The organism is Escherichia sp. 94.0001, from assembly GCF_013369155.2.
Lineage (GTDB): Bacteria > Pseudomonadota > Gammaproteobacteria > Enterobacterales > Enterobacteriaceae > Escherichia > Escherichia coli_F.
The window spans coordinates 125693-136591 of sequence record NZ_JABWMS020000008.1; the positions used below are offsets into that span (position 1 = coordinate 125693).

The 10899-nt window shown below is 48.8% G+C and carries 9 protein-coding genes; 8 read left to right on the forward strand and 1 reads right to left on the reverse strand.

Annotation, left to right across the window (positions count from 1 at the left end):
• The first annotated feature begins 37 nt into the window (after positions 1 to 37).
• The gene (locus HEN33_RS06780; protein WP_001295275.1) at positions 38 to 217 is read left to right on the forward strand and encodes a DUF2556 family protein; all 180 of its coding nucleotides are present in this window, start codon (positions 38 to 40) and stop codon (positions 215 to 217) included.
• 2 nt (positions 218 to 219) lie between these two features.
• Here HEN33_RS06780 and acrS read toward each other — a convergent pair whose 3' ends face one another.
• Positions 220 to 882 (reverse strand): multidrug efflux transporter transcriptional repressor AcrS, encoded by a 663-nt coding sequence (gene acrS / locus HEN33_RS06785; RefSeq protein ID WP_001129503.1) that lies wholly within the window; start codon positions 880 to 882, stop codon positions 220 to 222.
• A gap of 398 nt (positions 883 to 1280) precedes the next feature.
• Between acrS and acrE the strand changes: the two genes are divergently transcribed.
• The 7 genes from acrE (at position 1281) to HEN33_RS06820 (ending at position 10611) form a co-directional block, all read left to right on the forward strand.
• Entirely contained in the window at positions 1281 to 2438 is a 1158-nt protein-coding gene (acrE, locus tag HEN33_RS06790) for a multidrug efflux RND transporter periplasmic adaptor subunit AcrE (protein WP_176263503.1), read from the forward strand.
• 11 nt (positions 2439 to 2449) lie between these two features.
• Entirely contained in the window at positions 2450 to 5554 is a 3105-nt protein-coding gene (acrF, locus tag HEN33_RS06795; RefSeq protein WP_001273306.1) for a multidrug efflux RND transporter permease subunit AcrF, read from the forward strand.
• A gap of 252 nt (positions 5555 to 5806) precedes the next feature.
• Positions 5807 to 6028: a membrane protein gene (locus HEN33_RS06800; RefSeq protein ID WP_000825639.1), complete on the forward strand. Its 222-nt coding sequence runs from the start codon at positions 5807 to 5809 to the stop codon at positions 6026 to 6028.
• Positions 6029 to 6457: 429 nt separating this feature from the next.
• A complete protein-coding gene (locus HEN33_RS06805) occupies positions 6458 to 7483 on the forward strand; it encodes an amino acid ABC transporter substrate-binding protein (RefSeq protein ID WP_176262534.1) in 1026 nt (341 codons plus the stop codon).
• A gap of 67 nt (positions 7484 to 7550) precedes the next feature.
• Positions 7551 to 8732 (forward strand): amino acid ABC transporter permease, encoded by a 1182-nt coding sequence (locus tag HEN33_RS06810; RefSeq protein WP_032185226.1) that lies wholly within the window; start codon positions 7551 to 7553, stop codon positions 8730 to 8732.
• A gap of 9 nt (positions 8733 to 8741) precedes the next feature.
• A complete protein-coding gene (locus tag HEN33_RS06815; RefSeq protein WP_176262535.1) occupies positions 8742 to 9845 on the forward strand; it encodes an amino acid ABC transporter permease in 1104 nt (367 codons plus the stop codon).
• 7 nt (positions 9846 to 9852) lie between these two features.
• Positions 9853 to 10611, forward strand: a complete 759-nt coding sequence (locus tag HEN33_RS06820) for an amino acid ABC transporter ATP-binding protein (RefSeq protein ID WP_000078347.1) — start codon at positions 9853 to 9855, stop codon at positions 10609 to 10611.
• The last annotated feature ends 288 nt before the right edge of the window (positions 10612 to 10899 follow it).

Genomic DNA, 10899 nt, shown 5'->3' on the forward strand with positions numbered 1-10899 from the left:
CCTGCCAGACTTGGTTAAACATGCACAGGCTCAGGTAATGATTCGCAAGTATTGGTGGCTCGTCGTTTTCGCTGTCTTCGTTTTTCTGTTTGATACTTTACTGATGCAGTGGATTGAACTGCTGGCAACAGAAACAGACAAATGCCGCAATATGAACTCAGTTAATCCACTAAAACTGGTTAACTGTGACGAACTGAATTTTCAGGACAGAATGTGAATTTATATGACACTTAATTCATTCGTTTGATGAATTAATTTCGTTATGTTTTCATCTGGCATGAACATTCTTAATACGTTATCGACCAGTGCGGGTGCTTGTTTATAAAGATCATAACCCGCCATATTCATTAACCAGTTTTGAACAATACCGCTGAAGGCTCCATCAATAATAATCATCACAACATCTAAATCGAGATTATTTGCTATACAACCTTGTTGCTGACATGCCTGCAATACTTCGCGGAGAGTCTGCGGATTAAAGCCCATCTTTTCGCGTATCACTCCCTCTGCCAGCATCTCATCATTAAATTCACATTTGTGATATAAGATTTTCAGCAACGCCTGCTGGCGGGGAATTTTGGCAATATATTGCAAGCCAACAATCAATTTTTCACGCAATTGCTGAAACGGGTCATGCTCTAACCCAGCAGTCAAGTGATCCTGGATTAACTCCCGCAATGAAGGCTGTTGCAACCACATCTCATTAAACAGTTGGGTCTTGTTCTCGAAGTGCCAGTAGATAGCGCCACGCGTAACGTTAGCGGCGTCGGCAATGTCGTTGAGCGTCGTCTTGCTTACGCCATGCTGCGCAAACTGGGCGATGGCAGTTTCAATCAGTTCTTGCCGGGTCTTCAGGGCTTCAGCTTTGGTTCTTTTTGCCATGATTAATTATTCAGGAAATAAATATATTCGACACAGGATGAGAAAATAGCGAAGGTTAATCTATCACCTAATGTATATTTATACGAGAGGCTAATATTGAGTTGCTATAAATCGTCAAATAAATAACGTTTATTATTTACCTAAAATACATTCACTCTATCAATATATATTTCAATTTACGAGGATTTGATTCTACCTCTTTCAACCCGCGTCAAAATAAAACAGTAGAATATTAATCTTTTTTTGTGTTTATGTGCCTTGAGACGCCAGTACTCATAACTATTCCTTACATCGACGAATGATAATTTGTAGGATAGCGAACTGTATTTTTCTTTCTGCGAGTTAACGCGTTGCATTTTTGGGTAAATAACGCGCTTTTGGTTTTTTGAGGAATAGTAATGACGAAACATGCCAGGTTTTTCCTCCTGCCCTCCTTTATTCTGATCTCCGCGACTTTAATCGCCGGTTGTAACGATAAGGGAGAAGAGAAAGCTCACGTCGGTGAACCGCAGGTTACCGTTCATATTGTGAAAACGGCCCCGTTAGAAGTTAAGACTGAATTACCAGGCCGCACCAATGCTTACCGTATAGCCGAAGTTCGCCCACAGGTTAGCGGGATCGTACTGAGTCGCAATTTCACTGAAGGCAGCGATGTGCAAGCAGGCCAGTCTCTGTACCAGATCGATCCCGCGACCTATCAGGCAAGTTATGACAGCGCGAAAGGCGAACTGGCGAAAAGTGAAGCCGCCGCCGCCATCGCGCATTTGACTGTAAAACGTTACGTTCCGCTCGTGGGTACGAAATACATCAGTCAGCAGGAGTACGACCAGGCCATTGCTGATGCTCGCCAGGCCGATGCCGCCGTGATTGCCGCAAAAGCCACGGTCGAAAGCGCTCGCATCAATCTCGCTTATACCAAAGTGACTGCGCCAATTAGTGGACGTATCGGCAAATCGACTGTGACCGAAGGCGCTCTTGTCACTAATGGGCAAACGACCGAACTGGCGACTGTCCAGCAGCTCGATCCTATCTACGTTGATGTGACCCAATCCAGCAACGATTTTATGAGGCTGAAGCAATCCGTAGAGCAAGGAAATTTGCATAAGGAGAACGCCACCAGCAACGTAGAGTTGGTCATGGAAAACGGTCAAACCTATCCCCTGAAAGGTACGTTGCAATTCTCCGATGTTACCGTTGATGAAAGCACCGGCTCCATAACCCTACGTGCCGTCTTCCCTAACCCGCAACATACGCTTTTGCCAGGTATGTTTGTGCGCGCACGGATTGATGAAGGCGTTCAACCTGACGCCATTCTTATCCCGCAACAAGGCGTTAGCCGCACACCGCGTGGTGATGCAACCGTGCTGATTGTTAACGATAAAAGTCAGGTTGAAGCGCGCCCTGTCGTTGCCAGCCAGGCGATTGGCGATAAATGGTTGATTAGCGAAGGGCTGAAATCTGGCGATCAAGTCATTGTCAGCGGCCTGCAAAAAGCGCGTCCGGGAGAGCAGGTTAAAGCCACTACCGATACCCCCGCAGATACTGCATCGAAGTAAGGCAATCTGACATGGCAAACTTTTTTATTCGACGACCGATATTTGCATGGGTGCTGGCCATTATTCTGATGATGGCGGGTGTACTGGCGATCCTACAATTGCCCGTCGCCCAATACCCAACCATTGCGCCGCCTGCAGTTTCTGTTTCGGCAAACTATCCGGGCGCTGATGCGCAGACCGTGCAGGATACGGTGACGCAGGTTATCGAACAGAATATGAATGGTATCGATAACCTGATGTATATGTCCTCCACCAGCGATTCCGCCGGTAGCGTGACAATTACCCTTACCTTTCAGTCCGGGACCGATCCAGATATCGCGCAAGTGCAGGTGCAGAACAAACTCCAGCTCGCCACGCCGTTGCTGCCGCAGGAGGTACAGCAGCAGGGGATCAGTGTTGAAAAGTCCAGTAGCAGCTATTTGATGGTGGCGGGCTTTGTCTCTGATAACCCAGGCACCACACAGGACGATATCTCGGACTATGTGGCCTCTAACGTTAAAGATACGCTTAGCCGTCTGAATGGCGTCGGTGACGTACAGCTTTTCGGCGCACAGTATGCGATGCGTATCTGGTTGGACGCCGATCTGCTAAACAAATATAAACTGACGCCGGTTGATGTGATTAACCAGTTGAAGGTACAGAACGATCAGATCGCTGCCGGACAGTTGGGCGGAACGCCAGCGTTACCAGGGCAACAGTTGAACGCCTCGATTATTGCTCAGACGCGGTTAAAAAATCCGGAAGAATTCGGCAAAGTGACCCTGCGCGTAAACAGTGACGGCTCGGTGGTACGCCTGAAAGATGTCGCACGGGTTGAACTTGGCGGTGAAAACTATAACGTTATCGCTCGCATCAACGGTAAACCGGCGGCGGGCCTGGGTATTAAGCTGGCAACCGGCGCGAATGCTCTCGATACCGCGAAAGCCATTAAGGCAAAACTGGCGGAATTACAGCCATTCTTCCCGCAGGGAATGAAGGTTCTCTACCCTTATGACACCACACCATTCGTCCAGCTTTCTATTCACGAAGTGGTAAAAACGCTGTTCGAAGCCATTATGCTGGTGTTCCTGGTGATGTATCTGTTCTTGCAGAATATGCGAGCAACGCTGATCCCCACCATTGCGGTACCCGTGGTGTTGTTAGGGACGTTTGCCATCCTCGCCGCTTTTGGTTACTCCATCAATACACTAACTATGTTCGGGATGGTGCTTGCCATCGGGCTGCTCGTCGATGATGCGATAGTGGTGGTGGAGAACGTCGAGCGCGTGATGATGGAGGATAAGCTCCCGCCAAAAGAAGCGACGGAAAAATCAATGTCGCAAATCCAGGGCGCACTGGTGGGTATCGCGATGGTGCTGTCAGCGGTATTTATTCCAATGGCATTCTTCGGCGGTTCTACTGGGGCAATTTACCGCCAGTTCTCTATCACCATCGTTTCGGCAATGGCGCTTTCTGTTCTGGTGGCATTGATTCTTACCCCAGCGTTATGTGCAACACTGCTCAAACCCGTCTCTGCTGAGCATCACGAAAATAAGGGCGGTTTCTTCGGCTGGTTTAATACCACCTTCGATCATAGCGTTAACCACTACACCAACAGCGTCGGCAAAATCCTCGGTTCCACAGGACGATATTTACTGATCTATGCACTAATTGTTGCTGGAATGGTGGTGTTGTTTTTACGTCTTCCGTCTTCCTTCTTACCTGAAGAGGATCAGGGTGTCTTTCTGACTATGATTCAGTTACCCGCTGGCGCGACGCAAGAGCGGACGCAAAAAGTGTTGGATCAAGTGACGGATTACTATCTGAAGAACGAGAAAGCGAACGTAGAAAGTGTCTTTACGGTTAACGGCTTTAGCTTCAGCGGCCAGGCACAAAATGCCGGTATGGCTTTCGTCAGTCTGAAACCGTGGGAAGAGCGTAGTGGTGACGAAAACAGTGCGGAAGCGGTAATCCATCGTGCCAAAATGGAATTGGGCAAGATCCGCGACGGTTTTGTCATTCCATTCAATATGCCAGCCATTGTTGAACTGGGCACGGCAACGGGTTTCGACTTTGAGTTAATTGATCAGGCTGGGCTGGGTCACGATGCCCTGACCCAGGCCCGTAACCAGTTGCTTGGCATGGCGGCGCAACATCCTGCCAGCTTAGTCAGCGTGCGTCCTAATGGTCTGGAAGACACCGCGCAGTTTAAACTGGAAGTTGACCAGGAAAAGGCGCAGGCATTAGGTGTTTCACTTTCTGACATCAATCAGACCATTTCAACGGCGTTGGGTGGGACTTACGTTAACGACTTCATTGACCGTGGTCGCGTGAAAAAGGTGTATGTTCAGGCGGATGCCAAATTCCGTATGCTGCCAGAAGATGTCGATAAACTTTATGTCCGCAGCGCCAACGGCGAAATGGTGCCATTCTCTGCCTTTACCACTGCACATTGGGTGTATGGCTCTCCGCGACTGGAGCGCTACAACGGTCTGCCGTCAATGGAGATTCAGGGGGAAGCCGCGCCAGGAACCAGTTCCGGCGATGCCATGGCGTTGATGGAAAACCTTGCATCACAATTACCAGCTGGCATTGGTTATGACTGGACGGGTATGTCATATCAGGAACGCTTATCGGGAAACCAAGCTCCCGCTCTGGTAGCAATTTCCTTTGTGGTTGTTTTCCTGTGCCTTGCTGCACTCTATGAAAGCTGGTCAATTCCTGTCTCGGTTATGTTAGTCGTGCCGTTAGGGATTGTCGGCGTGCTACTGGCGGCGACACTCTTTAATCAAAAAAATGACGTCTACTTTATGGTGGGCTTGCTAACGACAATTGGCTTGTCGGCCAAAAACGCTATTTTGATTGTTGAGTTCGCTAAAGATCTCATGGAGAAAGAGGGTAAAGGTGTTGTTGAAGCGACACTGGTGGCAGTACGTATGCGTCTGCGTCCTATCCTGATGACCTCTCTCGCCTTTATTCTCGGCGTATTACCGCTAGCTATCAGTAACGGTGCCGGCAGTGGCGCGCAGAACGCAGTGGGTATCGGGGTAATGGGCGGGATGGTCTCTGCAACGTTGCTGGCAATCTTCTTCGTGCCGGTGTTCTTTGTGGTTATCCGCCGTTGCTTTAAAGGATAAATCAGAAACATAAAGGCGCTTTCGGGTGCCTTTATTATTTTCAGTGAAACCCATAAAAATTAATAAGATATTCTTCTACTCACTCTTTAAAAACTTTCTATAGTTCCCGCTCCCTTCACTATTTTTACAATTCACATAATTTGTCATTATTCATGCCGCAAGATTTATAACCTCCAGTGATAAAATGGCATTCAGCTCGTTAATAAGAGAGTTAACTTATTAAGCGTTAGCGTTTATTACTGAGGTAACACCATGAAAAGATTAATTCCTGTAGCATTGCTCACCGCATTGCTGGCGGGCTGTGCTCACGATTCGCCCTGCGTTCCGGTTTATGACGATCAGGGTCGACTGGTTCACACCAATACCTGTATGAAAGGCACGACTCAGGATAACTGGGAAACGGCTGGGGCTATTGCTGGCGGGGCAGCAGCTGTTGCTGGCCTGACGATGGGGATCATCGCTCTGTCGAAATAACTGAACAGGGCGCGGAGTACCGCGCTCTGTTTAACGATACAGTATCTCTCCATAAGATAAAATATTGCTATATTCTGCTGGGTAATTCCCTGCTGATTTAGCATGTTATATCGCGTTATTTCGCTGCTTTCGAAATAACGCATCAATTTAATTTTCACAATTCCTACCAGAAATATACTCACGCTAACAATCATTATTCTGCTTAGTAAAAATGCGTAAATATTTTGCGCCAAAATGTGGCGCATGTTTCATTTTCGCACCATTGCGGGGCGCTGTTTTTATTATTTCCTGTCTACACTCAGCTTATTGCGACGCGAAATCGTGCGCAAAAGCTGGCACTACTTTTGCTTATAAGAGGATGGCCACAGACAGGTAAAAGACGTTTCCCAAACGTCCTATAACGATAATTTTCGCCTCACAGGAAGCATTATGAAAAAGATGATGATAGCCACACTGGCTGCCGCCAGCGTGCTGCTTGCCGTTGCAAATCAGGCGCATGCTGGCGCGACGCTTGATGCCGTTCAGAAAAAAGGTTTTGTGCAATGCGGGATCAGTGATGGATTACCTGGGTTCTCTTATGCCGATGCTGACGGTAAGTTTTCAGGTATTGATGTAGATGTTTGTCGTGGTGTTGCGGCAGCTGTATTTGGTGACGACACGAAAGTGAAATATACCCCGCTCACTGCAAAAGAACGCTTCACGGCTTTACAGTCAGGGGAGGTGGATTTGCTCTCCCGTAATACGACCTGGACTTCCTCTCGCGATGCCGGTATGGGAATGGCATTTACTGGCGTCACTTATTATGACGGCATTGGTTTCCTGACGCACGATAAAGCGGGATTAAAAAGCGCGAAAGAACTGGATGGCGCAACAGTCTGTATTCAGGCGGGTACTGATACCGAACTCAACGTCGCCGATTACTTCAAGGCAAACAATATGAAGTACACACCAGTGACTTTCGATCGCTCTGACGAATCCGCGAAGGCACTGGAATCTGGTCGCTGCGATACGCTGGCCTCGGATCAATCACAACTGTATGCCCTGCGCATCAAATTAAGCAACCCAGCTGAATGGATTGTTTTACCGGAAGTTATCTCTAAAGAACCGCTTGGGCCGGTAATTCGTCGTGGCGATGATGAATGGTTCTCTATAGTGCGCTGGACGCTTTTCGCCATGCTGAATGCTGAAGAGATGGGCGTTAATTCGCAAAACGTTGATGAAAAAGCGGCTAATCCTGCAACGCCTGATATGGCGCATCTGCTGGGTAAAGAGGGCGATTACGGTAAAGATCTGAAGCTGGATAATAAATGGGCTTACAACATCATCAAACAGGTGGGTAATTACTCGGAAATTTTTGAGCGTAACGTAGGTTCAGAAAGCCCCCTGAAGATTAAACGTGGGCAAAATAATCTCTGGAATAACGGCGGTATTCAGTACGCGCCGCCCGTGCGTTAAGTCGGTGTGAGGTAACGAGCGTCGCTACGGCGGCGCTCTCTTCAGCGTTATGCTTTCCGAGGTTTCTATGTCTCATCGCCGCTCAACCGTTAAAGGCTCACTCTCCTTTGCCAACCCTACGGTTCGCGCCTGGTTATTCCAGATCCTTGCCGTTGTTGCTGTTGTCGGCATTGTTGGTTGGCTATTTCACAACACTGTGACGAATCTCAGTAATCGTGGCATTACTTCGGGTTTTGCCTTTCTGGATCGCGGCGCTGGCTTCGGTATTGTCCAGCATTTGATCGATTACCAGCAGGGTGATACCTACGGACGCGTTTTCATTGTTGGCTTACTCAATACGCTGCTGGTTTCTGCATTGTGTATTGTATTCGCTTCTGTTCTGGGCTTCTTTATCGGTCTGGCACGACTTTCGGATAACTGGCTGCTACGAAAGCTTTCCACAATTTATATTGAGATCTTCCGTAATATTCCGCCGCTACTGCAAATCTTCTTCTGGTACTTTGCCGTGTTGCGCAATTTGCCCGGACCACGCCAGGCAGTGAGTGCGTTTGATCTGGCCTTTTTAAGCAATCGTGGGCTTTATATTCCGTCGCCGCAGCTGGGAGACGGGTTCCTTGCATTTATCCTGGCTGTTGTTATGGCTATAGCCCTTTCTGTTGGGCTATATCGCTTTAATAAAAAACACCAGATAAAGACCGGACAACTGCGCCGAACCTGGCCGTTCGCCGTTGGATTAATCATTGGCTTGCCTTTACTGGCGCAATGGCTTTTTGGCGCGGCACTGCACTGGGATGTTCCAGCCCTACAAGGTTTTAATTTCCGCGGCGGGATGGTTTTAATTCCTGAACTGGCAGCCTTAACGCTGGCGCTTTCGGTTTATACCTCTGCATTTATCGCCGAGATTATCCGCGCCGGGATTCAGGCGGTGCCTTATGGTCAACATGAAGCAGCCAGGTCACTGGGATTGCCCAACCCGGTTACGCTACGCCAGGTCATTATTCCTCAGGCACTGCGAGTGATTATTCCTCCATTAACCAGCCAGTATCTCAACATCGTCAAAAACTCCTCTCTTGCCGCCGCTATTGGCTATCCGGATATGGTTTCGCTGTTTGCTGGCACCGTACTAAACCAGACGGGGCAAGCCATCGAGACTATAGCCATGACCATGTCGGTCTATCTGATTATCAGTTTGACTATCTCGCTGCTGATGAATATTTATAACCGCCGCATCGCGATCGTTGAACGCTAAGGAGTCATGATGACAAAAGTATTGCTGTCTCATCCCCCGCGCCCGACGACCCATAATTCAAACCGCGCTATGGTGTGGATGCGTAAAAATCTGTTCTCCAGCTGGAGCAATAGCCTGCTGACTATTGGCTGTCTGTGGCTGATGTGGGAACTGATCCCACCGTTGCTGAACTGGGCATTTTTGCAGGCTAATTGGGTTGGCTCAACGCGTGCCGACTGCACAAAAGCAGGTGCCTGTTGGGTCTTCATCCACGAACGATTTGGTCAGTTTATGTATGGGCTTTACCCACACGACCAACGCTGGCGAATTAACCTGGCATTACTGATTGGCCTTGTTTCTATCGCACCAATGTTCTGGAAAATACTCCCGCATCGCGGTCGCTATATTGCGGTATGGGCGGTGATTTACCCACTGATTGTCTGGTGGCTGATGTATGGCGGGTTTCTTGGTCTTGAGCGGGTTGAAACCCGGCAATGGGGCGGGCTGACGCTAACTTTAATTATTGCATCAGTTGGGATTGCGGGGGCGCTGCCGTGGGGGATCTTACTGGCGTTAGGTCGCCGCTCCCATATGCCGATTGTGCGTATCTTATCGGTCATTTTTATCGAGTTCTGGCGCGGTGTACCGCTGATTACCGTTCTGTTTATGTCTTCGGTCATGCTGCCGTTGTTTATGGCAGAAGGCACCAGTATCGACAAATTGATCCGCGCGCTGGTTGGCGTGATCCTGTTTCAGTCAGCATATGTTGCGGAAGTCGTGCGAGGCGGATTACAGGCGCTGCCTAAAGGGCAATATGAAGCGGCAGAGTCGCTGGCGTTGGGTTACTGGAAAACCCAGGGGCTGGTTATTCTGCCACAGGCGTTGAAGCTGGTGATTCCTGGGCTGGTAAATACCATCATCGCACTCTTCAAAGATACCAGCCTGGTGATCATCATCGGGTTGTTCGATCTTTTCAGTAGCGTTCAGCAGGCAACCGTTGATCCCGCCTGGTTGGGTATGTCGACGGAAGGGTATGTTTTCGCCGCACTGATCTACTGGATCTTCTGTTTCAGCATGTCACGTTATAGCCAACATCTGGAAAAACGTTTTAACACCGGGCGTACACCGCATTGAGGACACTATGAGCCAAATTTTACTGCAACCTGCTAACGCGATGATTACGCTGGAAAACGTCAATAAATGGTATGGGCAATTCCATGTTTTGAAAAATATAAATTTAACCGTGCAACCGGGAGAACGGATCGTTCTGTGTGGCCCTTCTGGTTCCGGTAAATCGACAACCATTCGTTGTATTAATCATCTGGAAGAACATCAACAGGGACGGATCGTGGTGGATGGCATCGAACTTAATGAAGATATCCGCAATATTGAGCGCGTCAGGCAGGAAGTGGGAATGGTCTTTCAGCATTTCAATCTCTTCCCTCATCTGACCGTTCTACAGAACTGTACCCTGGCACCGATTTGGGTACGCAAGATGCCTAAAAAAGAGGCTGAAGCTCTGGCGATGCATTACCTTGAGCGGGTGAGAATTGCCGAACATGCCCAGAAGTTTCCCGGACAGATTTCTGGTGGTCAGCAGCAACGTGTTGCCATTGCGCGCTCGCTGTGTATGAAGCCGAAAATTATGTTGTTTGATGAGCCCACATCGGCGCTCGATCCGGAGATGGTAAAAGAAGTGCTGGATACGATGATTGGGCTGGCGCAGTCGGGTATGACAATGTTGTGCGTAACGCACGAGATGGGATTTGCGCGAACCGTCGCTGATCGGGTGATTTTTATGGATCGTGGGGAGATAGTGGAACAAGCTACACCTGATGAATTTTTTGCGCATCCTAAATCGGAGCGTACGAGGGCATTTTTATCGCAGGTTATCCATTAAGTTGTACATGGATTCGAAACGCAAAAAGGCCATCCTTTCGGATGGCCTTTCGCTTGATTTGATGTCTGGCAGTTTATGGCGGGCGTCCTGCCCGCCACCCTCCGGGCCGTTGCTTCGCAACGTTCAAATCCGCTCCCGGCGGATTTGTCCTACTTGGGAGAGTGTTCACCGACAAACAACAGATAAAACAAAAGGCCCAGTCTTCCGACTGAGCCTTTTGTTTTATTTGATGTCTGGCAGTTCCCTACTCTCGCATGGGGAGACCCCACACTACCATCGGCGCTACGG